22 protein-coding genes are annotated in these 24,833 nt (G+C 61.4%); 6 read left to right on the top strand and 16 right to left on the bottom strand.

Annotated features, from left to right (window positions below; genetic code table 11):
* Nucleotides 1-124 precede the first annotated feature (124 nt).
* The gene (gene ilvD / locus EQV97_RS01695; protein ID WP_240888252.1) at nt 125-1,807 is read left to right on the top strand and encodes a dihydroxy-acid dehydratase; all 1,683 of its coding nucleotides are present in this window, start codon (nt 125-127) and stop codon (nt 1,805-1,807) included.
* 121 nt (nt 1,808-1,928) lie between these two features.
* Here ilvD and EQV97_RS01690 read toward each other — a convergent pair whose 3' ends face one another.
* The 3 genes from EQV97_RS01690 to EQV97_RS01680 are packed head-to-tail and all read right to left on the bottom strand — an operon-like array spanning nt 1,929 to nt 6,202.
* Nucleotides 1,929-3,356, bottom strand: a complete 1,428-nt coding sequence (locus EQV97_RS01690) for an aldehyde dehydrogenase family protein (RefSeq protein WP_240888251.1) — start codon at nt 3,354-3,356, stop codon at nt 1,929-1,931.
* Between the two features lie 9 nt (nt 3,357-3,365).
* Nucleotides 3,366-4,673 carry an aminotransferase class III-fold pyridoxal phosphate-dependent enzyme gene (locus tag EQV97_RS01685; protein WP_122840335.1) on the bottom strand — a complete coding sequence of 436 codons (1,308 nt, stop codon included), beginning with the start codon at nt 4,671-4,673 and terminating at the stop codon, nt 3,366-3,368.
* A 29-nt stretch (nt 4,674-4,702) separates the two neighbouring features.
* Nucleotides 4,703-6,202: a serine hydrolase gene (locus EQV97_RS01680; RefSeq protein WP_225570990.1), complete on the bottom strand. Its 1,500-nt coding sequence runs from the start codon at nt 6,200-6,202 to the stop codon at nt 4,703-4,705.
* Nucleotides 6,203-6,392: 190 nt separating this feature from the next.
* Here EQV97_RS01680 and EQV97_RS01675 point away from each other — a divergent pair, with 190 nt between their 5' ends.
* Nucleotides 6,393-7,271 (top strand): GntR family transcriptional regulator, encoded by an 879-nt coding sequence (locus EQV97_RS01675; protein ID WP_240888250.1) that lies wholly within the window; start codon nt 6,393-6,395, stop codon nt 7,269-7,271.
* 71 nt (nt 7,272-7,342) lie between these two features.
* Here EQV97_RS01675 and EQV97_RS01670 read toward each other — a convergent pair whose 3' ends face one another.
* The 11 genes from EQV97_RS01670 to EQV97_RS01620 form a co-directional block, all read right to left on the bottom strand.
* On the bottom strand, nt 7,343-8,581 hold the full coding sequence (locus tag EQV97_RS01670) for an OprD family porin (RefSeq protein ID WP_225571011.1): 1,239 nt from the start codon (nt 8,579-8,581) through the stop codon (nt 7,343-7,345).
* A gap of 161 nt (nt 8,582-8,742) precedes the next feature.
* Nucleotides 8,743-10,371, bottom strand: a complete 1,629-nt coding sequence (locus EQV97_RS01665) for a dipeptide ABC transporter ATP-binding protein (protein WP_240888249.1) — start codon at nt 10,369-10,371, stop codon at nt 8,743-8,745.
* Between the two features lie 2 nt (nt 10,372-10,373).
* Nucleotides 10,374-11,249 (bottom strand): ABC transporter permease, encoded by an 876-nt coding sequence (locus tag EQV97_RS01660; RefSeq protein WP_240888248.1) that lies wholly within the window; start codon nt 11,247-11,249, stop codon nt 10,374-10,376.
* A complete protein-coding gene (locus EQV97_RS01655; protein WP_225570988.1) occupies nt 11,246-12,187 on the bottom strand; it encodes an ABC transporter permease in 942 nt (313 codons plus the stop codon). The genes EQV97_RS01660 and EQV97_RS01655 overlap by 4 nt, the downstream gene beginning before the upstream one ends.
* Before the next feature lie 14 nt (nt 12,188-12,201).
* On the bottom strand, nt 12,202-13,731 hold the full coding sequence (locus EQV97_RS01650; RefSeq protein WP_240888666.1) for an ABC transporter substrate-binding protein: 1,530 nt from the start codon (nt 13,729-13,731) through the stop codon (nt 12,202-12,204).
* A 305-nt stretch (nt 13,732-14,036) separates the two neighbouring features.
* Nucleotides 14,037-15,650 carry a methyl-accepting chemotaxis protein gene (locus EQV97_RS01645; RefSeq protein ID WP_240888247.1) on the bottom strand — a complete coding sequence of 538 codons (1,614 nt, stop codon included), beginning with the start codon at nt 15,648-15,650 and terminating at the stop codon, nt 14,037-14,039.
* An 88-nt stretch (nt 15,651-15,738) separates the two neighbouring features.
* Complete coding sequence (locus EQV97_RS01640; protein WP_240888246.1) at nt 15,739-16,494, bottom strand: DUF72 domain-containing protein; 756 nt, start codon at nt 16,492-16,494, stop codon at nt 15,739-15,741.
* 112 nt (nt 16,495-16,606) lie between these two features.
* Nucleotides 16,607-17,173, bottom strand: coding sequence for a nucleotidyltransferase family protein (locus EQV97_RS01635; protein ID WP_240888245.1), 567 nt, complete (start codon nt 17,171-17,173; stop codon nt 16,607-16,609).
* A 78-nt stretch (nt 17,174-17,251) separates the two neighbouring features.
* The gene (locus EQV97_RS01630) at nt 17,252-18,271 is read right to left on the bottom strand and encodes a HAMP domain-containing sensor histidine kinase (protein WP_240888244.1); all 1,020 of its coding nucleotides are present in this window, start codon (nt 18,269-18,271) and stop codon (nt 17,252-17,254) included.
* Nucleotides 18,272-18,279: 8 nt separating this feature from the next.
* Complete coding sequence (locus EQV97_RS01625; protein ID WP_240888243.1) at nt 18,280-19,740, bottom strand: ATPase domain-containing protein; 1,461 nt, start codon at nt 19,738-19,740, stop codon at nt 18,280-18,282.
* On the bottom strand, nt 19,737-20,171 hold the full coding sequence (locus EQV97_RS01620) for a hypothetical protein (protein ID WP_240888242.1): 435 nt from the start codon (nt 20,169-20,171) through the stop codon (nt 19,737-19,739). Before EQV97_RS01620 ends, EQV97_RS01625 begins: the two co-directional genes overlap by 4 nt.
* A 188-nt stretch (nt 20,172-20,359) precedes the next feature.
* Between EQV97_RS01620 and EQV97_RS01615 the strand changes: the two genes are divergently transcribed.
* The 3 genes from EQV97_RS01615 (at nt 20,360) to EQV97_RS01605 (ending at nt 23,019) form a co-directional block, all read left to right on the top strand.
* Complete coding sequence (locus EQV97_RS01615; protein WP_122840324.1) at nt 20,360-20,764, top strand: hypothetical protein; 405 nt, start codon at nt 20,360-20,362, stop codon at nt 20,762-20,764.
* Nucleotides 20,758-21,450 (top strand): RES family NAD+ phosphorylase, encoded by a 693-nt coding sequence (locus EQV97_RS01610; RefSeq protein WP_122840323.1) that lies wholly within the window; start codon nt 20,758-20,760, stop codon nt 21,448-21,450. Before EQV97_RS01615 ends, EQV97_RS01610 begins: the two co-directional genes overlap by 7 nt.
* Nucleotides 21,451-21,684: 234 nt before the next feature.
* Nucleotides 21,685-23,019: an amidohydrolase gene (locus EQV97_RS01605; protein WP_240888241.1), complete on the top strand. Its 1,335-nt coding sequence runs from the start codon at nt 21,685-21,687 to the stop codon at nt 23,017-23,019.
* Between the two features lie 82 nt (nt 23,020-23,101).
* Here the strand turns inward: EQV97_RS01605 and EQV97_RS01600 are convergent, their stop codons facing one another.
* On the bottom strand, nt 23,102-23,608 hold the full coding sequence (locus EQV97_RS01600; RefSeq protein ID WP_122840321.1) for a DUF1543 domain-containing protein: 507 nt from the start codon (nt 23,606-23,608) through the stop codon (nt 23,102-23,104).
* A 52-nt stretch (nt 23,609-23,660) separates the two neighbouring features.
* Complete coding sequence (locus EQV97_RS01595) at nt 23,661-24,053, bottom strand: GFA family protein (RefSeq protein WP_122840320.1); 393 nt, start codon at nt 24,051-24,053, stop codon at nt 23,661-23,663.
* Nucleotides 24,054-24,285: 232 nt separating this feature from the next.
* Between EQV97_RS01595 and EQV97_RS01590 the strand changes: the two genes are divergently transcribed.
* Nucleotides 24,286-24,816 carry a glyoxalase superfamily protein gene (locus tag EQV97_RS01590; RefSeq protein ID WP_122840319.1) on the top strand — a complete coding sequence of 177 codons (531 nt, stop codon included), beginning with the start codon at nt 24,286-24,288 and terminating at the stop codon, nt 24,814-24,816.
* Nucleotides 24,817-24,833 lie beyond the last annotated feature (17 nt).

Below are 24,833 nucleotides of genomic sequence, written 5' to 3'. Positions count from 1 at the left end.
TTACTGCAAAGAATATCACGTCATGACAAACCCGCGCGTCTGTTCCCGACCTGTTGGTCCGGCTGCGGGCGTCGGGGCCACTATACTCAAGGTGTTTTTTCACCAGAGCCGGCGAGGCATCTAAATGAGCGACAAACCCGAATTGCGCAAATATTCCTCTCAGGTAGTTGACGGCGTGGAGCGCTCGCCGGGGCGCGCCATGCTGCGGGCGGTGGGTTTTACCGACGAGGATTTCGCCAAGCCGCAGATCGGCATTGCCTCGACCTGGGCGATGGTCACCCCTTGCAACATGCACATCGACAAACTCGCGCGGGAGGCCGAACGCGGGGCGAATGCGGCGGGTGCCAAAGGGGTGATCTTCAACACCATCACCATCTCCGACGGCATCGCCAACGGCACCGAAGGCATGAAGTACTCATTGGTGTCGCGGGAGGTGATCGCCGACTCGATCGAAACGGTGGCCGGTTGCGAAGGCTTCGACGGACTGGTCACGGTCGGTGGCTGCGACAAAAACATGCCCGGCTGCCTGATCGGCATGGCACGCCTGAACCGCCCCTCGATCTTTGTGTATGGCGGCACCATTCGCCCGGGTGCCGGCCATACCGACATCATTTCCGTATTCGAAGCCGTGGGCCAGCATGCGCGCGGCGATATCAACGAGATCCAGGTCAAGCAAATCGAGGCAGTGGCCATTCCCGGCCCTGGCTCCTGCGGCGGCATGTACACGGCCAACACCATGGCTTCGGCCATCGAGGCCCTGGGCATGAGCCTTCCCGGTTCCAGCTCCCAGGAAGCGGTAGGCACCGACAAGACGTCAGACAGCTTCCGCGCCGGGCAACAGGTCATGGAGTTGCTCAAGCTCGACCTCAAGCCGCGGGACATCATGACCCGCAAGGCCTTTGAAAACGCGATTCGCGTGGTGATCGCCCTCGCCGGCTCGACCAACGCCGTGTTGCACCTGCTGGCCATGGCCCACGCCGTGGACGTCGAGCTGACGCTGGATGACTTCGCCGAGCTGGGCAAAGTGTCGCCGGTTGTGGCCGACCTGCGGCCCAGCGGCCAGTACATGATGAGCGAACTGGTAGCCATCGGCGGCATTCAGCCGCTGATGAAACGTATGCTGGACGCCGGCATGCTGCATGGCGATGTCATGACCGTGACCGGCAAGACACTGGCCGAGAACCTGCGCGATGTTGCCGATTACGTGTCCGGCCAGGACGTGATCCTGCCCTTCGACCAGCCGATCAAGAAGGACTCCCACCTGGTCGTGCTGCGCGGCAACCTGGCCCCCGATGGCGCGGTGGCCAAAATCACCGGCAAGGAGGGCCTGCGCTTTGCAGGCACTGCCCGGGTCTATCACGGCGAAGAAGGCGCGCTGGCGGGCATTCTCAACGGCGAGGTGCAGGCAGGCGATGTGATCGTGATTCGCTACGAAGGACCCAAGGGCGGGCCCGGCATGCGCGAAATGCTCTCGCCGACTTCGGCGGTCATGGGCAAGGGGCTGGGCAAGGAAGTAGCGCTGATCACCGATGGCCGCTTCTCTGGCGGCTCCCATGGCTTCGTAGTGGGCCATATCACACCGGAGGCATTCGAGGGCGGGCCGATTGCGTTGATCGAGGATGGCGACCGAATTGTTATCGATGCCGAAACCCGGCAGATCACCGTGGAAGTTGCGGCGGCTGAATTGGCCAGGCGCAAGACGACTTGGCTGCGCCCGGAGGCCAGGTACAAGCGCGGGGTGTTGGCCAAATATGCCAAGACCGTGTCCAGCGCCTCGGAAGGCGCTGTGACGGATAAGTACCTCTGAGCGGAGTTGACGGCTGCTTGAACTATCGCCATCGCGAGCAGGCTCGCTCCCACAGTGAACTCGCCAGGGTTCATCTGTGGGAGCGAGCCTGCTCGCGATGAGGCCCTTGAAACGAAAATGTCTAAGCGCCCGACTGGTAACCAAACATCGACTTCAACTCCAGGTATTCCTCGAATCCGTGGACGCCCCACTCGCGGCCGTTGCCCGACTGCTTGTAGCCACCAAAGGGCGCGCCGTTGTCGGCCTTGCTGCCATTGAGGTGAACCATGCCGGTGCGCAGCCTTCGAGCAACCGAACGAGCCTGCTCCAGAGTGCCAGCGGTCACATACCCTGACAGTCCGTAAGGGCTGTCATTGGCGATCGCCACGGCTTCGTCCTCGCTGTCGTACGGCATGATCACCAGCACCGGACCGAACACTTCCTCGCGAGCAATCGGCATGTCCGTGGTGACGTCGGCAAATACCGTGGGCCTCACGTAATACCCTTGGGTCACGCCAACCGGACGACCCACGCCACCACACACCAGGCGCGCGCCTTGATCCATCGCCCCGGCGATCATGGCCTGGACGCGCTCAAATTGCGCCAGGTTGGCCAGCGGCCCCATGGCGGTGGAGGGATTGCTGTCGTCGAAACAGATCTGGGTGGCGACAGCCCGGGCAATCTCCACGGCTTGTTGCTGCAAGTGGCGCGGGATCAGCAATCGCGTCGGTGCATTGCAGGACTGGCCGCTGTTACGAAAACAACTGCTGACACCGTGGCGCACAGCCGCCTTAATATCCGCATCGGCGAGTATCAAATTGGCCGACTTGCCGCCCAGTTCCTGGGACACGCGCTTGACCGAGTCCGCCGCGGCCTTGGCCACAGCAACCCCGGCACTTGTGGAACCGGTGAACGACACCATGTCGATATGCCGATGGCGGGCAATGCCGTCGCCGATGGTCGGGCCGTCGCCGTTGACCAGGTTGAACACGCCCTTGGGCACCCCGGCCTGATGAAGAATGTCGGCCAGTAGCAACGCCGACAGCGGCGCCCTTTCGCTGGGCTTGAGCACCAGGGTGCAGCCGGCCGCCAGTGCCGGGGCAATTTTGCAGGTCAGTTGGTTCAGCGGCCAGTTCCATGGGGTGATCAGGCCGCAGACGCCGATAGGCTCTCGACTGATCAGGGTGCTGCCATGGGGACGGTCGAAATCATAAGTGCGCAGCACTTCAAAAGCGCGTTGCAGATGTCCGAGGCCTGCGGGAACGTGGGCGCTGCGGGCCAGTGACAGCGGCGCGCCCATCTCCTTGTGCACCCATTCAGCCAAGGCTTCGCTCTGTGCTTCATAACCTTGAATGATCGCCGCGAGCAGTTCCAGGCGCTGTGCCCGCGACCACTGCGAGTAATCTGCAAACGCCTGCCTTGCCGCTGCCACCGCGTCATCGAGATCGGCCCGGGTACCCAGGCTGATCACCCCGACCGAGCGCTCGGTGGACGGGTCAATCACCTCCAGGGTAGAACCACCCTGCGGCTTGACCCACTGGCCATTGATGTAGAAATCCAGGAAGTTCATGGCGGCTCCTCAGGCGACCTTGTCGATGGCGCGGCGCAAGGTGGCGAAGATCAGCGCGATCTGTTCTTGCGTGATAATCAGAGGCGGCGACAGTACGATATTCTCCCCTGACGCGCGTACCAGCACCCCGGCGTCGAAACACCGCTGGGCAACCTCGGCGGCGCGGGCACCCGGTGCGCCTTCACGGGGTTTGAGTTCAACCGCGCACAGTAAGCCAATGGCGCGAACGTCGAGCACCAGGCCCTGCTCGCGCAATGCCAGTGCAGCGTTCTGCCAGACTGGCGCGACCTGCTGCACATGGGCATTGATGCGCAGCTCATCGTGCACTGCCAAGGTCGCAAGCCCGGCGGCGCACGCCAGTGGGTGCGCCGAGTAGGTGTAGCCGTGCATCAATTCAATGGCCTGGTCAGGGCCCTGCATGAACGCGTCATACACCGCACCGCTGACCAGCACGCCGCCCATGGGCACGGCGCCATTGGTCAAGCCCTTGGCCAGGGTCATCAGGTCAGGCGTCACGCCGAACACCTGCGCACCGAAAGACTCGCCCAGGCGCCCGAAACCGCTGATCACCTCATCAAAAATCAGCAGTACGCCATGCCGATCGCAGATTTCGCGCAGTTTCTGCAGGTAACCCAGTGGCGGCGCATACACCCCACCCGACCCCGTGACCGGCTCGACGATGACCGCCGCCACGGTCGCCGGGTCGTGAATTTCCAGCAATTGCAGCAACGCGTCGGCGTAATGCGCGCCCTGCTCCGGCTGACCGGGGCTGAAACGCAAGCTGGCATCGTACGGTAGCGGCAGGTGTGCAACGTCGCCTAGCAACGGGCCGAAGTCACGTTTCTGCCGGCCTATCCCGGAGACCGACAGCCCACCGAAGCCCATGCCGTGATAGCCCTTGGCGCGGCCGATCAGTTTGGTCCGGCGACAATCGCCACGAGCCTGATGGTAGGCCCGGGCGATCTTCAACGCCGTGTCGACGGCCTCGGAGCCGGAGTTGGTGAAGAACACCTTGTCCAGGCCCGTCGGAGCCTTCGCCACTAACTGGTCAGCGAAGGCGAGTGCCGCCGGGTGACTCATCTTGAACGAGGACACAAAGTCCAGGCGCCCCGCCGCTTCGCGAATCGCTTCAACGATTTGCCCCTGCCCGTGCCCCGCGTTGACACACCAGAGCCCGGCCATTGCATCGAGCACCTGACGGCCGTCGGTGGTGGTGTAGTGCATGCCCTCGGCGCTGTCGATCAGCAGCCGCTGGCGATCGAACTGGCGCATCGGGGTAAAGGGCGCCCACAGCGCCGAAGTCGAGGTCTGGTTCATCTACAGTGCTCCGTAAAGTGTCAAAAGATTCAGATGCGCTTGCCGGTCAGGGTCGGCCGCTGCATTGACCCGGCGTTGGTGTTGACGCCGCGATCAAACAGCAGGCGACCGCCTTCCAGACGGCAACGGACATGGTCGCCAAAAGCGGTTTCGACGAAGCGCCAGTCCATTCGCAACTCACCATCAGGGGTCCAGCGCCCATGGGCGATTACCGGGGTCTGCGGTGGTTGGTATTGGTGATGCAGATAGTTACCGGTAAGGCTGGTGATCGATTCCAACGGCTGCTGCAAACCCACTCGCAGGCGATGGGTTCCGCGATGATCGACCAGGCTGAACGCGCATTCGCCAGGGCTGAAATCAAAGCTGATCTCGCGCACACCGTCCTCGTTCGGTTCGATGGCGAAACGCCCCTGCAGGGCTTCAGCCTCGGGAGATTCACTCAAGCCCTGCAGCATGGGCAGGCGCAGGCCTTCGATCGCTGCATCGAGTTGCAACCGGGACGCTTGCGGGTCCGCCGCTGCACGCCCAAGGGCCGGGAACAAATATTCCCAGATGGCCGCCTGCAAACGGCGTTCGCCGAGCTGCAGGCCGCAGGTGAAGGCCAGCACCGTTTCCTGGTCGGGCAGCACCATGCAGTACTGGCCGAAAACCCCAGACGCGTAGTACCCGCCGTGACGGGTCATCCACCACTGGTAGCCATACCCTTCACGTTGCACTTCGCTGGCACCGTCCTTGTTGCGCGGCAGGTATTGCTTGCCATCGAATTCGCCCATCCACACGTCTTCGACCTGGTTGCGAGTGGCCGCGGCGATCCACTGCGGCGACAATAACTGCCGGCCCTGCCACTGCCCTTTGTTCAAATGCAGCACGCCGAACTTCAGTGAGTCTTCCGTGGTGCAGCTCAAACCATTGCCGCCGGAATTGAAGCCACCTGGCGCCAGATCCCACTCCAGTTTGTCCATCCCGAGAAAACCCAGGACCCGCTCCTGCAACAGGGCATGCATGGTCTGCCCGCTGACACGGGTGACAATGGCCGAGAGCATGAAGCTTGAGGCGCTGCTGTAGATGAATGACTGGCCCGGGGGTTCGTCCACAGGCTCGTGCAGGAAGGCCTCGACCCAGCTGCTTTGCAGATTGCGCCAGGCGCCACCGGAAATGCCGCGCTGATGGCCGGTGCGCATGGTGAGCAGGTCTTCGACGGTCATGGCGGCGAGGTTCGCGCTGATCTGTGGCGGGCACAGTTCAGGGAAAAAGCTCACGACTTTGGCGTCGAGCTGCAGGCGTCCATCGTCGACCAGCAGGCCGACGGCGGTGGCCGTCCAGCTCTTGGTCGCCGAGTGCTGCACGTGCATGCGGCGCGCCGAATAAGGTTGCCAGAACGCCTCTGCCACCACCGCTCCCTGGCGATAGAGCATGAAACTGTGTAGCTCGATCCCGGCGTCACTCACCGCCTCGAGAAATTCGACGATCCCGCGAGGGTCGACGCCCCGTTCTTGAGGCAGGGCTCTGGGCAGAGGTACATAGGTCATCACAACGCTTCCTGATAATTGCCATTGATGCGGCGGCAATGTTTTTATATTGAAAGTAATACAGCTCAAATAGTGACTTTTACTTATTAAATGTATTTGCGCCGCCTATAATTCCGTTTCGGGCGAATCGAAGCGGCCCGGGCTTTTCGGGTATCCTTGCCTTCCCCTGCCACAGGAACGACCTCGCGCCATGTCTCAACTCACCTCGCTGCAGACCAAAGTCGCCGGCCAGATTCTTTCCGCCATCCAGTCGGGCGACCTGCAACCCGGTACTCATCTGAAGGAAGTCGAACTGACCCAGCGCCTGGGCGTGTCCCGCTCGCCCATTCGCAGCGCGCTGTCGTACCTGGCCGAGCAGCAGTTGATCGAGCCCTTGCCGCAGCAGGGTTTTCGCGTACCGCTGCAGACGGCCAGCGGACTGGCACAGCAGGTCAGCGAGTTGCACAACGAGGAGGACGACCTGTACACGCGCCTGATCGATGACCGGCTGAACCAGGTGCTGCCCGATCAGATCTCCGAGAGCGACCTGCTGCGCCGTTATGGCGTCGGTAAAAGCGTGCTGCGCCGTTGCCTGTTGCGCCTGTCCGATGAAGGCGTAATGCAGCGCAGGCACGGTCACGGCTGGTTGTTCCTGCCAACCCTGAGCAGCGCGCAAACCCGCTTCGAGAGTTATCGCTTTCGCATGCTGCTCGAGCCCGCGGGGCTGCTGGAGCCGACCTTCAAGGTCAACCCCGAGCAATTCCGTCGGTGCCGGGAGCGGCAGCTGGAGCTGCTTGAAGGCCAAGTGGACGGGCAGCGCTTTTTTGAATGCAATGCCGAGTTTCACGAGCTGTTGGCTGCGGCCTCTGGCAACAGCTACATCCTGCAGGCGATCCAGCAACAGAACCGCCTGCGCCGGCTCACCGAGTTCCATTCGGCGAGCAACGTCGAGCGGGTCAAGGTCTCCTGCCGCGAGCACCTGGCGATTCTCGATGCGCTGGAACAGGGCGACAACGAATGGGCATCGACCCTGTTGCATCGGCACCTGGAAGTCGCCAGCAAGATGGGCATCGCGCGCAACAAGGCCTGACTCGCACCGTAGGCATCCCCCCGTAGGAGCTGCCGAAGGCTGCGATCTTTTGATCTTGTCCAGCAGGCTCATTACCAAAGCGCCACGGTGTAACCGACGATCACGCGGTTTTCGTTCATGTCGCGCAGGTAATTGGCTTTGCTCATCCCGTTGCGCCAGCGCAATGAAACGCCTTTGAGCGCGCCGGACTGGAACACATACCCCAAGTCGATATCCCGCTCCCACTCACGCCCTTCCCCGGCAAAACCCAACACTTGCGCCTGATCTCCCTTGGCCCAGCGAGTCGAGAACGTCAGCCCGGGCACACCCAGCGCAGCGAAATCAAAGTCATAACGCGCGTGCCACACCCGCTCGTTGGTCTGGGAGAAGTTGCTCAACTGGTACTCGGAAAACAGATAGGTGTTGGTGCCATCGACATAGGTGAACGGCGTATCACCAAACTGCTCCTGATAACCGCCGCCCAGGCTGTGTCCCTTGTAGCTGTAGGCGACCCGCGTGCTCAGCGCGCGGTTATCCACCTTGCCCGCCAGCCCGGCGCCCGCCTTGTCCGCGTCGAAGTAGCGAATGTCGCTCTTGAGCACGCCGCCGCCCAGGGCAAAACTGTTCTTCAGGCCCACATAGTGCTGCTGGTAAATGTCCTCCAGCTGGGCAAAGTGATAGGTCAACGTCAGGTTCGGATTGACCTTGTAATCGCCGCCCATGAAACGGAACTGATCGCTCTTGGCCGAGCTTTTGTAAGCGCCGCTTTGACCCGTCAACCCCATGTCCTCATAGTCGGTCGACTCACGTTGTTTGGTCCGGTCGATCTGGCCACCAGTGAGGTTCAGGCCGGTGACATCCGCCGACGTGACCTGAGTACCGCGGAACGTCTGCGGGAACAGGCGGCTGGTGTTGGGTTGCAAGGTCGGCAAGTCCGGTACCAGGTATCCGCTGCGCAATTCGCTCTTGGCAAAGCGCACCTTGCCGGTCACACCCAGCTTGGAATATTCATCGTGGGCGCGCTTGACGTAGCTCGGTTGCCCGGGCTCTGGTTCGTTGTCGCGCGACAGCAGGCCCGACCCTGAGCGGTCCGGACTGGAGTCCAGTTTCAGGCCAAGCATGCCGACCGCATCGACGCCGAACCCGACCGTGCCTTCGGTGAAACCGGACTTGAGGTTGAGCATGAAACCCTGAGCCCACTCCTCGCGTTTGGATTGCCCGGCGTCTTCGCGGTAGTCACGGTTGAAGTAGTAGTTTTTCAGCTCCAGGTCGGCCTTGCTGTCCTTGATGAAATCGGCGTAGGCCGGGGCGCACAGCAAGCCGCCGCTCATGAGGCTTACGCCCTTGAAGATCAGGTTCAGGTTGTTCTTATGCATTGTCATTGGCTCCTGGCAGTCGTGATGGATGAGTAGGTCTTATTGTTTTTCGGACATGACTTCCCCCTTCGCGCCCGTTTTGAAGCTGGCGCGCCGGGTGTCATCAGGGTGCTAAATCAAAAGCTTGCGGGTCGTATTCGGTAGCCGCCGTCGCTCAGCATTTCCAGCGGGCTCGCCGCCGCCAGCAGCTGTCGGGTATAGGGGTGTTGCGGGTGGTCGAAGATCTGTTCGCGAGCGCCCACCTCCACGACTTCGCCCTGATGCATCACGGCCACGCGGTGGGCAATGCGCTCCACTGCCGCCAGGTCATGGGAGATGAACAGGCAGGCGAAGCCGTATTGCGCCTGCAGACGCTCGAACAGTTCGAGGATCTGCTTCTGGATCGTCATGTCGAGGGCGGAAATCGGCTCGTCGGCGATCACCAGTTGCGGATGCCGCACCAGTGCGCGGCCGATGGCGACTCGCTGGCGCTGACCACCCGACAGTTGGTGGGGAAAGCGCTCGATAAACTGTTCGGCCAGTCCCACATCGCGCAGTGTCTGTGCCACGCGCTCCCGGCGCTGCGGGGCATTGAGCGCCGGTTCATGGCGCAATGGCTCGGCCAGGATCTCGCCGATTTTCATCCGTGGATTAAGCGATGAATAAGGGTCCTGGAAAATCATCTGGCATTGCAGCCGATGGGTTCGATTGGCCGCCTTGAGAATGTCCACGCCCTTGAACCGAATGGCCCCGGCACAGGGTTTGATCAGCCCCACCAGTGAACGCCCCAGGGTGGTCTTGCCCGAACCGCTGCCGCCGACCAGCGCCAGGGTTTCCCCCGGCGCAATCGCCAGGCTGGCCGAATGCACCACGCGCTTGTAGTGGCGTTTGCCCCAGAACGAAGTAGGCCCGGGATGCTCGATGCACACCTGATCGACCTCTACCAACGGGCCGTCGCTGGCCGGCAATGGCGCCAATGCGCCGCGCCGTGGCAAGGCTTCGAGCAACTGGCGGGTGTATTCGGCCTTCGGTGCCAGAAGGATGTCCTGGATACTGCCCTGCTCCACTGACTTGCCGTGACGCATCACCACTACCTTGTGGGCGTAGCGTGCGACCAGTGACAGGTCATGGCTGATGAACAGGATAGCCGTGCCCTGCTCCCGGGTCAGCTCCAGCATCAGCTCGATGACGTCCAGCTGCGCCAGGCAATCGAGCGCGGTAGTCGGCTCGTCGGCAATCAGCAACGCCGGGCGTAACAACATCACCGAAGCCAGCATGATCCGTTGGCGCATGCCGCCGGAAAACTGGTGAGGGTACGATTCCAGGCAGCGTTCGGCGTCCTTGATGCCGATGCGCTGGAGCATCGTGATGCAACGCTCGCTGATCTGCGCGGCGTTGAGGTCGGTGTGCAGTTGCAGCGCTTCGCTCATCTGCTGGCCGATTTTCAACGCGGGGTTGAGCGACACCATTGGCTCCTGGAACACCATGCCAATGCTGGCGCCGCGAATGGCGCGCAGCTGTGCGGTGTCGAGCTTCACCAAATCACGCCCCTGGAACTCCAGGCGACCTGCGCAGACCTGCATCGGCGCCGGCAGCAGGCCGATCGCCGCACGGGCCGCCATGGTCTTGCCACTGCCCGACTCGCCAACCAGGGCGACGATCTCGCCCGGTGCAACGCTGAAGCTCAGGTCGTCGACCGCCAGTGCGCCGTGCTCACCCACGCGAATCTTCAGGTTTTCCACGCTCAGCAACGTATCAGTCGCCATGCTTATTTCCTCATCCGGGGGTCGAGACGATCACGCAGCGCGTCGCCGAACAGATTGATAGCCAACAGTGCCAGGCAGATGAACAGCCCCGGGAAGATTCCCAGCCAGCTCGCCGAAGCAATATAGGGTCGGCTGCTGGCGAGCATGTTGCCCCACGTCGCCGCAGGTGGCGGAACGCCCAGGCCGAGAAAGCTCAAGGCGCTTTCCGACAGCAATGCCCAGCCGAACATGCTGGTAGCCAGTACGCACAGTGGCGCCAGGCAGTTGGGGGCGATGTGCCGCAGCATGGTGTACAGCTCGGAATTGCCGATCACCCGCGACGCTTCGATGTACTCCAGCTCCCGCAGCGACAACACGGTGCCGCGCACCACGCGCACCACCGACGGGGTGTAGGCAATGCCCAGTGCCAGGACGATCCCGTACTTGCTCGCGCCGATGATCGCCATGATGCCCAGGGCCATGAGGATGCCGGGGAAGGCCAGCAGCGCATCGTTGAACATCATCAGCACGCGGTCAGTCCAGCCGCGCAGGTAGCCGGCCAGCATGCCGATCAAGGTCCCCGCGATCACCGCGACACTGACCGCCAGCAGGCTGATCCACAGGCTGGTACGGGCGCCGATCAACAGCCGGCTGAACACGTCACGACCGAATTCATCGGTGCCCAGCCAGTGAGTGGCTGATGGCGCCTGCAACCGCGACAGTAAGTCGAGACGCAATGGGTCGAACGGTGTCCAGACCAGTCCCAGCAAGGCCAGGGCGATCAGGATCAACAGCAGACTGCCGCCGATCATGGCGTTGGCCGCGGGCCAGGCACGGGGCCGCTTGCCTGCGGGGGTGGCGGTGTCGACAAGCGGCGCCACAGGTGGATTCGAACTCATAACTTCACCCTTGGATCGAACAGCGGATAAAGCAGATCCACACAAAGGTTGACCAGCACATAGATGAAGGTGATCAGCAGCAGGCAGCCCTGCAGCACCGGATAGTCGCGGGCGAAGATCGCGTCCACCATCAGCCGGCCAATGCCCGGCAGGGTGAACACGGTTTCCAGTACCGCAATGCCGCCCAGCAGGTTGCCAAGGATCAGCCCGACCAGGGTCCAGGTTGGCGCAAAAGCATTGGGCAAGGCGTGCCGCCAGAGAACCGCGCGTTCCGACAGCCCCTTGGCGCGGGCATGGGCAATGTATTCCAGGCGCAGGACTTCAATGGTGCTGGCCCGGGCCATGCGAGTGATCGCGCCCAGCTCCACCAAGGTCAGGGTGACGATCGGCAGTACCAGGTAACTCATGGCCTGCCAGGGTGCCTGGGCAAAGCTGACGTACCCCACCACCGGCAGCCAGCCGAGCTTGATGCCGAACGCGTGGAGCAGGAGCAAGCCAAGCCAGAAGCTGGGAATCGACAGCAGCAAGGTGGCAGTGGTCACCAGCCCCAGGTCCAGCGCGCTGTTCTGTTTCCAGGCGGCGATCAGCCCCACCGGCACCGCGATGAGCGTGGCCAGCAGCACCGACACCAGGACGATAATCGCGCTGACGCTGAAACGCTCCAGAATCAGCGGCAATACCGCCTGTTTAGTACTGATGGAGAATCCCAGGTCACCGCTGAGCACGGCCTTGATCCAGATGAGAAACTGGGTCACCAGGCTGTTATCCAGGCCCAGGTTGCGGCGCATGTCGGCCAGGCTCTGGGGGTCGGCCATGTCGCCGAGCATCAGCAGCGCCGGATCACCGGGAATCAAGCGGATCAACGCAAACACCATCACCGAAATCAGCAACAGGGTCGGTATCGCCATCCCGAGTTTTTGCAGGATAAAACGCAACATGATCAGACTCCGCCTTACTGAGCCGAGAGGCTCACGCCCCACAGGCGTGGCTTGGCCACCGGCCAGGAGTGGTAGCCACGGACGCTGTCGCGCAACGCGCCGATAATGGTGCCGTTGTAGATGATCACCATCGGGGTGTCCTCAATCATCATCTTGTGCAGTTGATCGAACAAGGCCTGGCGCTTGCCCGTGTCACTCTCGCGCACGGCCTCGCGCAGCAAACCCTGGGCCTGGGGGTTGTCCCACACCTTGCGCGGCTCCTTGCTCTTGTCGCCCATCAGCGAATCAAAACCCAGGGCCGGGTCCAGTCGCGATGAGTAGGAGAACGACATCATCTGGTAGTTGCCGCTCTGGTAACGCTCCAGCTGGGTCCCCCACTCCAGGGTTTCCATCTCGATATTCAGGCCGCTGCCCTGGGCCATGGCCTGGCTCAGTACGCCCATGTCGAACATCTGCTGATAGCGCTTGTTGACGATCATCTTGATCGGCTGGCCTTTGTAACCGGCCTCTTTCAACAGACGCTGAGCCTGCTCTGGGTCATATTTGTAGCCTTGTTTCGCCGTGGCGTCGTAGAAAGCACTGGTCTGCGGTATTGCCGAATTGTTCGGCTCGGACAGGCCGTTGGACAAGGCCGTGACCATCTGTCCGTAGTCCAGTGAATGAGCGATGGCCTGGCGAATGCGCACGTCCTTGAGCAGAGGATCGTTGGTCTGGAACAGCAAACCGCAGATCGCCATGATCGGGCTGACCGACACCTGCACGCCCGGCAGTGCCTTGAGCTCCTGGGCATCGCTGGCGGTGACGTCCGGCAGCAGGTCGATGTTGTTCGACAGCAGCGCCGCCTTGGCCGAAGACGCATCGGGAATGATCATGAAGCGCAGCACATCGACCAATGCCTGTTTCTTGCCGGTGAAGCCATCCGGGCCGGCATCGTCACGGGCGCTGTAATCCTTGAAGCGAGCCAGCTCCACCGACTGCCCGGGTTTCCACTCGGCCAGGGTAAACGGGCCGGTACCGATCGGGGCTTTCCACTTGCCATCCGCCGCCACTGAGTCCGGGTGCAGAATGCCACCACCGCCGCAATCAGGACGGGCCATGGAGGCCAGAAACAGTCCGCTCGGCTGATCAAGGGTGAAGACCACAGTCAGCGGATCGGGTGTGGCGATATCGGTGATCTTCGCCCCGCCGCGACCATCGAACTCCGCCAGGCAGCGCCACTGGGTCTTGGGATTGAGGTAGTGCTCCCAGGTCCACTTGACATCAGCCGCCGTCAGCGTCGCCCCATTTTGAAAACGGACCCCGTCGCGCAGCTTGAAGGTATAGGTCTGGCCTTCGTTGGAAACCTGGACTTCCTTGGCCAGCAACGGGCCGACCGATGCATCCTCGCGATGGGCCACCAGGCCCTCGACGATGTGCAGCATCACGGTATCGGTATTCTCGTCACGGTTGACCCCAGGCTCGGTGCTGCGGATATCGGCGTTGAGGCCAACTCGCAAGGTGCCGGCGGCCTGGGCCTGCGCAAAGGCTGCGCCGAGTGCAACCACACTGAGGGCTTGCAGGGTGACGCAGAGGGATCTGTTCAATAAGCGATGCACGGGAGAGGTTCTCCTTCGCTGAAAAGTCCGGCCAGGGGCAGTGCCGGCTTCAAGCCTGTGTTTATGTCGTTTTTGTTATGGCCTGATTGGAATCAGTGCCGCATGCGATTTTGTTTTTTTAAATTCGCACGAACATAATCACAGCATGCATTCTGCTTGTAAATGTTTTTTTATGCATCTAAAAACATTAGATGCATTTTTGGGTGAGACGTCGGTTCAAAAGATCGCGGGCTGTGCCAGCGCCTGCCGCGGCTTCAAAGCCGGAACCTGTTAACCGACTGCGACAACTGCCCTGCCAGGCTCGCCAGCTCATCAGTAGTGTTGGCCGTCTCGCCAATCACACGGCTGTTGCCCTCTGACATCCCGGCAATCATTTCCACCTGATGGGCAATTTCGTTGCTGGCCAGGCTTTGCTCGCCAATGGTGCGAGTGATGTCGTTGACCAGTTGGGTGGTATTGAGCGTGGCATCGAGAATTTCCCGGATCGCCCGCTCGACCTCGGCGGTCACCGCCATCCCCTTGTCGACCTGAGCCACCCCCGCTTCCATGCTGCTGACCGCTTCCCGGGTGCTTTGCTGGATGCGCGCAACCATGCCGGCGATTTCCTGGGTCGACGCACTGGTACGCCCCGCCAGGCTGCGCACTTCGTCAGCGACCACGGCAAAACCACGGCCCTGCTCTCCGGCGCGGGCGGCTTCAATCGCGGCGTTCAGTGCCAGCAGGTTGGTCTGGTCGGCAATGCCCTTGATGACCTGGATGATGCTGAAAATCCCTTCGGACTCTTTGTCCAGGGTGCGGATGACCTGCGCCGACTGCTGCGCCGAGCGAGCGATGCCATCCATGTCGCTGACCACTTGATGGATCACCCGGCCGCCTTCCTTGGCCAGGTTTTCCGCCTGGTTCGCCATGTTCAGCGCACGCTCGGCATGCCGGGTGATCTCCTCGATGCTGGCGGTCATTTCGCTCGCGGCTGCGGCCATGGTACTGGCGGCACTGCTTTGCTGTTGACTGCTGTCAGCGACCTCATGGCAGCCATTGCTTAACCGTTCGCTCATGCCGCTCACGCCGTGGGCGTTGCTGCGCACGACCTCGATCATGCCGCGCAAGTCGCGCTGCATGGTCGCCAGGCTGCGAATCAGGGCGCTGGCTTCATCTTTGCCGGCAGGTTCGGCAATTGCCTCGCTCAGGTGGCCGTGGGCGATGCTGTTGGCGATGCGACTGGCGGTTTGCAGCGGGCCCATGATACTGCGCAGCACCCAGCGCCCCTGCACCAGTAGCAACAACAGGCTGGCGATCAGCACACCACCGAGGGCAAAATTGGCGTTACTGATGGCCTGTTGCGTACCGACGCTGGTGTGCTGGGTATCGGTTTCGATCAGTTCGCTGAGCGCAGCCATCTGGTCTTCGAGCTGGCTGAATGCGGCATTAAAAGTGCCGAGTTCCTGTTGCGCAGCCGAAGGATTTTCCAGCGCCAGCCCGACAATCCGCTCCGCGGCGCTGATGTAGGTATCGAGGCTCGGCTTGATCTGATTGAGGCCAGCCTGGAGGGTGGGGTTGACCGGCAGCTTGAGGTTGTTGCCCAGCACTTCACGGAAACGTCCCGCGTGCTCATCGATGGAGTTGCGCACCTCGGCCTGGCTGCTGTTGCTCTTTCCCAGGCCGACCAGCATCGCCGACAACACGTCGGCGCGCAGGGCGTCATGCATCATGTCGGCTTCAAGATGATTGCGCAGCGCGGCCATGCTGACTTCGTTATCGCTCACCGCCTCCGCCATCTGCGTGTTTCCCATATAACTGACCAGGCTCATGATCAAGGCCGTCAGCAAGCCGGTACCAATCAGCAGTATCAAACGTAATTTTATCGACACTCTGTGCATCCCCGATCAGTTGGGTGCAGCCATGCTGCAGATGGCTGTTCTGATCAGGTTATCGACTGCGCGAAGCGCTAATTGAAGGCTATTTGCAAACGAGCGTTTTGTTGCTCGCCGGGGTGAGTAACGATTGCAGGGCCAAGGCATTGCCCACGGCAAATCCGCTGGCGGTATTGTCAAAGATGCACCAGGCCTCGCGTCCTGCCTGGGTCGCCAATTGCACCTGCTGCGCCAGTGCCTGCAGTCGCGGGATATCGTAGGCGCTGTGGTAAATACGGGGCGAGCCGTGCCAGCGCCAATACTCAATCCCCCGCCAGCCACCCGGCACGTCACCGCCAGGAATGGCCGCTGGATCAGCCGCCACCTGCCCGACCTGCTGCTCGACCAACAACGCCTGAGCGTTTTGCCAACTGGCATGCCGAGGCTCAAGCACCAGGGCCCCGCGGTAACGCAGGCGCAAGGCGCTGAAAAATGCCGTGGCCATGGCTTCGTCGTACGCCAGGGAGGGCGGTAGCTGCACCAGCAAACAGCCCAGGGCATCGCCCAGTGCCGTGCATTGGCCGAGAAACTCGTCCAGCAGCGGCTCGCAATCCTGCAAGCACAGAACATGGGTTATCCGCTTGGGCAGCTTGACCGAGAATCGAAACCCCGCAGGTACCGATTCGGCCCAGCGCTGATAAGTCTTCGGCCGATGGGAGCGATAGAACGAACTGTTGATTTCGACGGCCGTCAGCTGCGATGCATAACGCTGCAAATGAGTGCCTTCAGCAGCAAACATCGGCCACTGGTCTCGGGGCAGATTCCAGCCGGCGCAGCCGATGCAGGCCTGGTAGCGGCTCATTGGCGCGACGCTGCGGTTTCTACATCGATGGTTGCGTGCATTGCGCCCTCCTCGCTATGTGCATCCTTGTTCTTGGAGGAAAGCGGATCAGGCAAGTTCGTTTTTTCCTGCCTCAAACAGCCGGATAGACAATTTCCAGCCAAGGCCAGCGCGCCTGATAGCTGAGCGCTTTCTTTTCGAACAGATCAAATTGATGGTTCACCGGATTGTTTCGCAACAGCCCCTGCTCGATATCATCCAGGCCATAAGGCGCATACACCTCGCCGGTCAGCACATCCACGCCCACGCAGGTGCCCTCGATCAGGTAGCGATCAATGCCCTCCTTTGCGCAATTGAGCTGCGGATACACCCCGCCGAAGCGCTCGCCGTACCACAGGTGGACTCGGGCCTGATTCTTGATTTCAATATTGAGGTCGAGGTCTTGAAACAGCGCCTTGGCCGCCAGGATGACCTCGTTCTCCGCCTCCCAGGACAAGTCCTGGTCAAAGTAGAAGACGTCGTAATCCTTGATGCCCCACGCGGCGGGTTTTGCGTCGTGATGGTTCCACACGGCCTGGAACAGGCAGCCGGCAGTGAGCATGCACTGCTGCAGGCCAAGGGCCGGCAGACGGTCGAGGATCTCGACGTTGGCCGGGTTGGTGCGGGCGATTTTCATCAGACGATCGGGTGTCAGTACCATGGTGAACTCCTTGTCAGCGATCTGATCCCTGGAGTGCGACGATACCGCAGAACAAGCGAGCTTTTCATCCGTGAGGTCTCAAATCAGGGGCAAGGTCACCACAAACTCGCTGCCCTGGCCATCGCCTTCGCTGCGACCGGTCACGCGCCCTCCGTGTGCCTCGACCAGATCGCGCACCACCGTCAGGCCGATACCCAGGCCGGCGCTGTTGAAGCCCATGGCATGATTGTCTTGCACGAACGGTTCGAAGATAAACGGCAGCGCCTGGGCGGAAATACCGATGCCGTTATCACGAATACGGATGATCAGGTTGTGGCCCTGGGCTGTGACGCCCAGCGTGACGACGCCGCCCGCCGGGGTGTACTTGGCGGCGTTGCCCAGCAGGTTGTCGAGGATTTGCGTCAGGCGCACGGCATCACCCTTTATCATCTGGGGCTGCTGCGGCACATCAGCCGTAAAGTGCAGACCGCGATCGGTCATCAACGACCGGCACATTTCGACGGCGTCTTCGATGACCGGGACGATATCAATCAGGCTGCAGTCCAGACGCAGCTTCCCGGAAGTGGCGCGGGAGACATCGAGCAAGTCCTCCACCAGCCGTGACATGTGCTTGACCTGCCCCTCGATCAAGTGCTGCATGCGTGGCAGCTCTGCACTTGGCACCCTCGCCAGGCGCCCGGCAATCATGCTGATGGGCGTCAGCGGGTTGCGCAACTCGTGGGCCACCACCGCCAGGGTGTTGCGTTGCTGCAGCAGCGTGTGTTCGGCCGAGGCTTGCAGTTGTTGCGCGCTCAGGGCGGCAATCACCAGTTGCTCGTTGGCTTCGCGCATCTCCACGAACAGCCGCTGCTCGCGGTCGGTACGCTCGGTGTTTTGGGCGTCGGACTGCGCTGACAAGATTGCCAGCACCAGTTGTTGATTGGCCTCGATCAATTGCTCGACCTGCTGATTGTCCATCAGCTGCGTGTTGGCGTCGCTCAGTTCCTTTTGCAGGGCCCCCAGCACCGCGCGCGCTTCAACGGTCTTCTGACCCAGCACGAACAATTCGCGAGCGGCAGTCGCCAGCGCTTTTTCGTGTCGGCCATCAGCCTCGCTCATGATAATGCTCATCCATTGTCGGGGCCCGAGTGGCGCCGGGTTGGGCGGCCGCCGAGCAAACCTTCCTGATCCGGCAAGCGATCGCCGATCTGCAGCCCGTCGTTGTCTATGCGGTACAGGCGCAGCTCGTCGGAGTGCGCACTGGAACGCACCTTGACCACCGCCATGATGCACAGCAGGCGGCTCTGCACTTCGATGTAGCGCTGCACGATGATCGCGTCGGTGAGAAATGCCGTGCCATAAGGGCTGAATCGCAGGTCGGTGTAGCGGTCTTCCAGCTCGGAAGTCATCAGCACGCTGACCCCGGCACCGGTCAACGCAGTGACCATCCGCGACAGCGACTCGCGGAAATCTTCGCGAAAGGTCGGCGCCAGCGCCAGCTCGAAACCTGACAATGAATCGATCACCACCCGGGTGGCCTTCAGGCGACGGATTTCGCTAAGCAGCAAATGCACAATCTCATCGATGGACAGGTCCGGCGCGCGGCTATCCACCAGGCCGACCTTGCCCGCCTCGATCAGGCCCGCCAGGGTGGCGTTCTGCGAATGATTGGGGCGCTGTTCAAAGACGGCAATCACCCCGGTTTCGCCATTGCGCGCACCTTCTGCCAGGAATGTCGCGGCGAGGATGCTCTTGCCCGAACCCGAAGGGCCGGCCACCAGCAGTGAATAGCCCCGCGGCAGGCCACCGCCGAGCATCTCGTCAAGTTGCGGCACACCCATTTTCAGGCGCTCGCCGACAGGTGGCCGAGCGACCTCGAAGTGCTCGGTCGCAACCGGTGCGAAGACCTTGATCCCCGACGTGGCGATACGGAAGGTGTGCAGTCCAGGCAGCGTCGGCTGGCCGCGCATCTTCATGATTTCCATCTTGCGCACCATGGAGTTGCGCTGCACGCTTTGGCGCAACCAGATCAGGCCGTCGGCCACGGTGAAAATCGGATTGGTATCGGTTTCGGTGAAATACTCGCCAATCAGGAAGGTCGTCGCCTGCCAGGTGGTCATCAACATGCCCAGTTGCTGGACAAACTGCGGCAGGTTGTTGTTCGGGTTGTCCTGGGTCTGGCTGGCCAATACCACCGAGCGGAACGAGTCGACAAAGACCAGGGCCGGCGAGTGGGTTTGCACCTCGCTGACAATGCGCCGCAGCACTTCATCCAGGTCCCCGGCCAGGGTGTCGTCAGCCAGGTTGATATAGCGCACCGAGTGGTTGATAGCCTCACTGTCGAAGAAGTCGAACTGCTGTTGATAGCGCAGCATCTTCAGCGGTGGTTCGCCAAGCACGGTGAAGAACAGCGCCGGTCGCTCAGGGGTGGCCAGGGCGAACATCATCTGATGCGCCAGGGTGGTCTTGCCGCAGCCCGGAGGGCCGGCGATCAGGTTGAACGAAAATTCCGGCAGTCCTCCGCCCAGCACCTCGTCCAGTCCTGGCACGCCCGTGGCCAGACGGTTGATAGTTACTTTGGTGCTCATGGCGAAATTTCCTGCGAAGGGGTGTCGCTCAAGGAAGGTCCCCACACGTCACGAAGCAAACGTGCGGTGAGCGAGGGCCCGATCAGCGTGGTCAACAGCTCGTAGACAGTTGTCAGCATGACTTCGCTGAAGAACAACGCTTGGGCATCGCTCTGCTCGACGAGCACTGACTCGAGGGCAAGCACATCCAGCGACTGCGGAACACTGGCACAAATGACGGCCAAGTGCGGGTGCCTGGCGGTGCAAAGATGCACGCTGCGGCAGTAAAGCGCGACAACCCCCTGCTTGCCGATGATCGGCGCGAGGGCTGCGTCCATATCCTGCAAAGTGGTGGCCAGCGCCTGGGCAATCCTTGCGGAGTCGGCGTCGGGGCCCACACGGTGCGCCAGAGAAGCTACGATCTGGCGGCTCTCTTGGCTTTGCGTGGTCATGGCAAACTGATATCTGATGAGCAGACCTTGATGGTACACCCTATGGACGCGCCGGGAGTCAATTAAGCGCGAGGCTGGCGGGGGATGCCGCATTAATGGGTGACAGCGGCCCATTTAAGCGGCGCCTTGATCTGTAGACGCAAAAAGACTATAACTTGATCTGTAGATTATCAAGTGAGGTGGATTTCATGGCCAACGCCCTTCCTGCACAGGCCTTTTCCAAGGATCAATGCGTGGCCGGCCTGCGGGCGGCAGTCGGGATCATTGAAAAATGGGCAGCGTCCAGCGAGCAGGCCTGCCGGATCCTGCGTATTTCCCGCAGCACCCACACCCGCGCCAAACAGCGTGACGCTGACTGGTCGGTGGCGCTGGATGCCGATCAGATGCAACGCATCAGTTTTATCCTCAACATCCACGCAGCGCTACGCCTGGTATTTGATAACCCGGACAATGTTTATGGCTTCCCCGCCATGGCCAATCACAACGAGTTCTTCAACGGCCGCTCGCCCCTGGAGATCATGTCCCAAGGGGACATGGTCTCGCTCTATGAGACCTTCCGCCGGATCGACGTCCTGCGGGGTGCACAATGGTGACCCTGGACCTCTTGCCGACTCTTGCCGGGGAGCCGGTGCAAGCTTATCGCCTGGTCAATTCGAAGTTCCCGCCCATCGACTTGTTCGATGACGTGGCCGACGCCCGGGAGTTCGAAGCGCTCTATCAGATCCAGGCACTGACCAACCCCAGGCTCAGGAACGAACTCGGTCAGCTGGAGATGATTGCGCGTAGCGAAATCCCCTTCGGCATTCCCGGCTGCTCCTACGCCACTGCCCCCTTCACCCACGTCAACCCGGCCGGCTCGCGCTTCAGCGATGGCAGCTTTGGCGTGTTGTACCTGGCTGCCTCGATGGAAACTGCCCTGGCGGAAGTGCAACATCACCAGAGCCTGTACTGGTCGAACGTCCATGGTTTGAACTATGAACGTTTTGTGTTCCGTGGGTTGTCCTGTTCGTTCGTCGATGCGGCGATGAAAGATGCCGCCACCGTGGCGATGAACGATGCGATTTACGCGCCCGACGATTACGCGTCATCCCAGCGCCTGGGCAAGGCCGTGAAGCTGGCAGGTTGTCCCGGCTTGCGCTACCGGTCGGTGCGCTTGCAGGGTAACCACTGCTGGGCACTGATGACCCCAAGGCCGGTGTTGTCGATCATCCAGACCGCCCATTACGAGATGATCTGGAACGGGCAGATCACCGGGGTCAACCAGATACACGAGGCCTGATCACTGACAGGTCGATACTTGCATCCCGCTCGGTAGAAAGCCGTTCGACGCTATCCGGAAAATGCTGATCACTGTCCATATTCTGCGCACTTTTTTTCCCCGAATCGAACCTCGCAAAAAACAGCAAAAGCCGTGCGATTACCGGTCATTGGCCTTTGCCGCTGCGCGCGCGAGCCCATACCCTTGGGTGCGGCAATGTCTGCCGGATAATAAAAACACAGTGAGAACCTCACCTTGAAACGTCCGATCCTAGCTCCCCTGTACCTGGCATTGTTGACTGCACTTGGCGCCCCTTCGAGCCAGGCGACTGACCTGGACTGGGTGGATTCCGCAGTCAGCTCGGTCAACCAGCAAGTCATCGATCTGCGCCGCACCATTCACCAGCATCCCGAGCTGGGCAACCAAGAGGTCAAGACGGCTGCCCTGGTCGCCGCTCAGCTCAAGGCCTCGAACATCGAAGTGCGCACCCAGGTCGGCAAGACGGGCGTGGTCGGCGTGCTCAAAGGCGCACTGCCTGGGCCCGTGGTGGCCCTGCGCGCCGACATGGATGCGCTGCCGGTCAAGGAGGCGACCAACCTGCCTTTCGCCAGCCAGGCCACCGGTGTGCGGCTGGGCAAGACCGTGCCGGTGATGCACGCTTGTGGCCATGACACCCACACCGCCATGCTGCTGGGTGCGGCCAAGGTACTGGCCGAGCATCGCGAGCAACTGCGCGGCACTGTCGTTTTCCTGTTCCAGCCCGCCGAAGAAGGCGCGGCCGATGTGGACGAGTTCCAGACCGATACCTTGATCGGCGCCCAGGCAATGATTCGCGATGGCGCCATGGACTCGCCCAAAGTCGAGGCGATATTTGCCCTGCACGTGATGGCGGGCTACCCGACCGGGCACCTGTTCTACAAGGCCGGCACGGTGCTCAACAGCAGCGATTCATTCCGCATCCAGCTCAAGGGGCAGCAGACCCATGGCTCTGCTCCCTGGAGCGGCAACGATCCAATCGTCACCAGCCAGGGCATCATTGCCGCGATGCAGACGCTGGTCAGTCGACGCATCGATCTGACCAAGGGAATGGGGGTCATCAGTGTCGGCACGATCAATGCCGGCTCGGCGGCGAACATCATCCCCGAAACCCTGGAGATGACCGGGACCATCCGCACCAACAACGCCGACATACGCGACAGCATCCTGCAGAAAATGCCTCCGCTGGTCAGTGGCATCGCCAGCGCTTATGGAACCGAAGCCAAGTTGCTGCTGGTCAACAATGCCCCGGTGACCATCAACGACCCGACCCTCACCGAAGCCATGGTGCCGGCAATGAAGCTGGCAGCGCCAGGCAAGGTCCAGCGGCTTGAGTCGTCGTTGTCGCCCAGCGAAGACTTTTCCTACTACGCCCAGAAGGTACCCGGCCTGTTCGTATTCCTGGGCGCCACCCCTGAAGGCCAGGACATGTCCAAAGCGCCCAACAACCACAGCCCCTACTTCACCGTCGATGAAGCCACCTTCGCGACCGGGGTGAAGGCGCACGTGCAATTCGTGCTGAACTATCCCGATCGCGTAAAGGGCAAATCCTGAAAATTCACCGCTGAAATCAGGTGACCGAGGCGGCCTCATCGCGGGCAAGCCTTGCTCCTGCAGGGTTATGTGCCACACAAGGTTACGCATGCCCCTGTGGGAGAACGATGTAGTCGTTCCCCTGGATGATCCCGCCGTGCTCACCCTCGACCAGATGGATATACCGCCCGCCCACCAGGTCGATCGGCAGGCAATCATCCACGTCCATCAGCGCATCGGTATGCGACTGGGTCCAGTGTGCCGGCAGTTGGCGCTTGCCCTTGGCAGCGGCTTCTTTCCTGTTCCGGGCGACCACCAGCAGGTAATGGTGAGCTTCACCAAACACCGATGTTTCATAACCACCCAGGTTGATGAAGTACAGGCGTGGTGAATCCGCTGCCGGTGCCAGCGGACTCAACTCGACTTTCCAGCCTTCCACACCATCAACGCGCATCCACGAGTCGATGTGCACGCCGGCTGGATGGCCAAACCAGCCTTCTCGCAATTGCCCATAGGTACCCTGAAGGTCGTCCGCAACGGCAAACACAACATCATGAACCTCAATCCGCGCCCTGGGATGTTTGCCTCCCAGCATCACCACAAACAGCATTACCGTCCTCCTGATTACGCCAGACTACCGCTCCCCTGAGGCGCCGCAGTTGCTATTGCTCAAAGCGTCCAGAAGACTCCCGATCCTGTTCATAGTGCCTGTCCAGCGCAAAGGCGGGCAACCACGACTCACGACGCGAGGTCCAGCTTTCGTAAGTGGGCAGCAGTTGATCAGGGGCGTCCAGGGAGCCCAGGTTCACCTCGATCTCATCAGCGCTGCGGGCGAACACCGATGAACCACAACGCGGACAGAAAAACCGTCCGGCATAGTCGCCGGTTTCGCCCTGGATGGTCACGGCGTCCTCTGGAAATATGGCCGAGGCATGAAACAACGCGCCGTGGTGCTTGCGACAATCGAGGCAGTGGCAGAGGCCGACGCGGTAGGGCCGCCCTCTCGCCTCAAGCCGCACGTTGCCACACAGGCAACCGCCAGTGAACCGGTCCATGTTGCATATCCTCTGAATGCGTTCCTGAAAAAGTAGCAGCTGCGCGCATCACAGCCAGGTTCTTCCCCACACGCCAGCGGCTGTGTACTATCAGCGCGGGCCGATGCTGCCCGCCGCTCGCTTCCGCAAGGAAGGGTGAAAGCATGTATTCATTACCCAAATCCAGTCGCAACTCTTGACGGTCGAGGTTTGGCAACGCGAGCACCAACATGCCTTGATCAAAGGAGCTGTGATGATTTCTATCGAACAAGCCAAGCAAATGGCCAAGCGCCTGCGCGCCTCACTGCAAGCGCACGACCAGCAAGCGTCCCATTCCATGGCGCTGGAACTGGTCGCCCACCAGTTGGGCTACAAGGACTGGAACACCGCTGCGGCGCTGCTGCCTGCGCAAGTCCCGCAAACGGCGGTCACCTTCACTAAAGCCATTCCGATCCTGCGAATGTTCGACGAAACCAAGGCGCGGGAGTTCTACCTCGACTTCCTGGGCTTCAGCGTGGAGTTCGAGCATCGTTTTGAAGCGGACCTGCCCCTGTATCTGGGGATCCAGCGCGGCAGTCTGCAACTGCATCTCTCGGAGCATCACGGCGATGCGAGCCCGGGCGCGACGACCTTTGTCCCGATGGACAATATTGAAATGTTCCGTGACGAACTCCAGGCCAAGCGCTACGGCTATGGCCGGCCCGATATCGTCGAGCAAGGCTGGGGCAAGATCCTTGAAGTCCATGACCCGTTCGGCAACCGCATCCGGTTTTGCCAGGACTGACACTGCCACGGCGGGCC

It is taken from the genome of Pseudomonas sp. TMW22090 (assembly GCF_022496665.1).
In the GTDB taxonomy this organism is placed as follows: Bacteria; Pseudomonadota; Gammaproteobacteria; order Pseudomonadales; family Pseudomonadaceae; genus Aquipseudomonas; species Aquipseudomonas gregormendelii.
The sequence above is the reverse complement of the archived record's forward strand: the minus strand, read 5'-3'. Positions and strand labels throughout refer to the sequence as shown.

Coding starts and splice junctions, on each gene's coding strand:
- EQV97_RS01625 (WP_240888243.1), bottom strand. CDS start 19,740: ATGAGCACCAAAGTAACTATCAACCGTCTGGCCACGGGCGTGCCAGGA.
- EQV97_RS01615 (WP_122840324.1), top strand. CDS start 20,360: ATGGCCAACGCCCTTCCTGCACAGGCCTTTTCCAAGGATCAATGCGTG.
- EQV97_RS01590 (WP_122840319.1), top strand. CDS start 24,286: ATGATTTCTATCGAACAAGCCAAGCAAATGGCCAAGCGCCTGCGCGCC.
- EQV97_RS01610 (WP_122840323.1), top strand. CDS start 20,758: ATGGTGACCCTGGACCTCTTGCCGACTCTTGCCGGGGAGCCGGTGCAA.
- EQV97_RS01630 (WP_240888244.1), bottom strand. CDS start 18,271: ATGAGCGAGGCTGATGGCCGACACGAAAAAGCGCTGGCGACTGCCGCT.
- EQV97_RS01675 (WP_240888250.1), top strand. CDS start 6,393: ATGTCTCAACTCACCTCGCTGCAGACCAAAGTCGCCGGCCAGATTCTT.
- EQV97_RS01600 (WP_122840321.1), bottom strand. CDS start 23,608: ATGCTGTTTGTGGTGATGCTGGGAGGCAAACATCCCAGGGCGCGGATT.
- EQV97_RS01690 (WP_240888251.1), bottom strand. CDS start 3,356: ATGAACTTCCTGGATTTCTACATCAATGGCCAGTGGGTCAAGCCGCAG.
- EQV97_RS01635 (WP_240888245.1), bottom strand. CDS start 17,173: ATGGTACTGACACCCGATCGTCTGATGAAAATCGCCCGCACCAACCCG.
- EQV97_RS01660 (WP_240888248.1), bottom strand. CDS start 11,249: ATGAGTTCGAATCCACCTGTGGCGCCGCTTGTCGACACCGCCACCCCC.
- ilvD (WP_240888252.1), top strand. CDS start 125: ATGAGCGACAAACCCGAATTGCGCAAATATTCCTCTCAGGTAGTTGAC.
- EQV97_RS01665 (WP_240888249.1), bottom strand. CDS start 10,371: ATGGCGACTGATACGTTGCTGAGCGTGGAAAACCTGAAGATTCGCGTG.
- EQV97_RS01655 (WP_225570988.1), bottom strand. CDS start 12,187: ATGTTGCGTTTTATCCTGCAAAAACTCGGGATGGCGATACCGACCCTG.
- EQV97_RS01670 (WP_225571011.1), bottom strand. CDS start 8,581: ATGAGCGGCGGCTTGCTGTGCGCCCCGGCCTACGCCGATTTCATCAAG.
- EQV97_RS01595 (WP_122840320.1), bottom strand. CDS start 24,053: ATGGACCGGTTCACTGGCGGTTGCCTGTGTGGCAACGTGCGGCTTGAG.
- EQV97_RS01685 (WP_122840335.1), bottom strand. CDS start 4,673: ATGAACCAGACCTCGACTTCGGCGCTGTGGGCGCCCTTTACCCCGATG.
- EQV97_RS01680 (WP_225570990.1), bottom strand. CDS start 6,202: ATGACCTATGTACCTCTGCCCAGAGCCCTGCCTCAAGAACGGGGCGTC.
- EQV97_RS01620 (WP_240888242.1), bottom strand. CDS start 20,171: ATGACCACGCAAAGCCAAGAGAGCCGCCAGATCGTAGCTTCTCTGGCG.
- EQV97_RS01640 (WP_240888246.1), bottom strand. CDS start 16,494: ATGAGCCGCTACCAGGCCTGCATCGGCTGCGCCGGCTGGAATCTGCCC.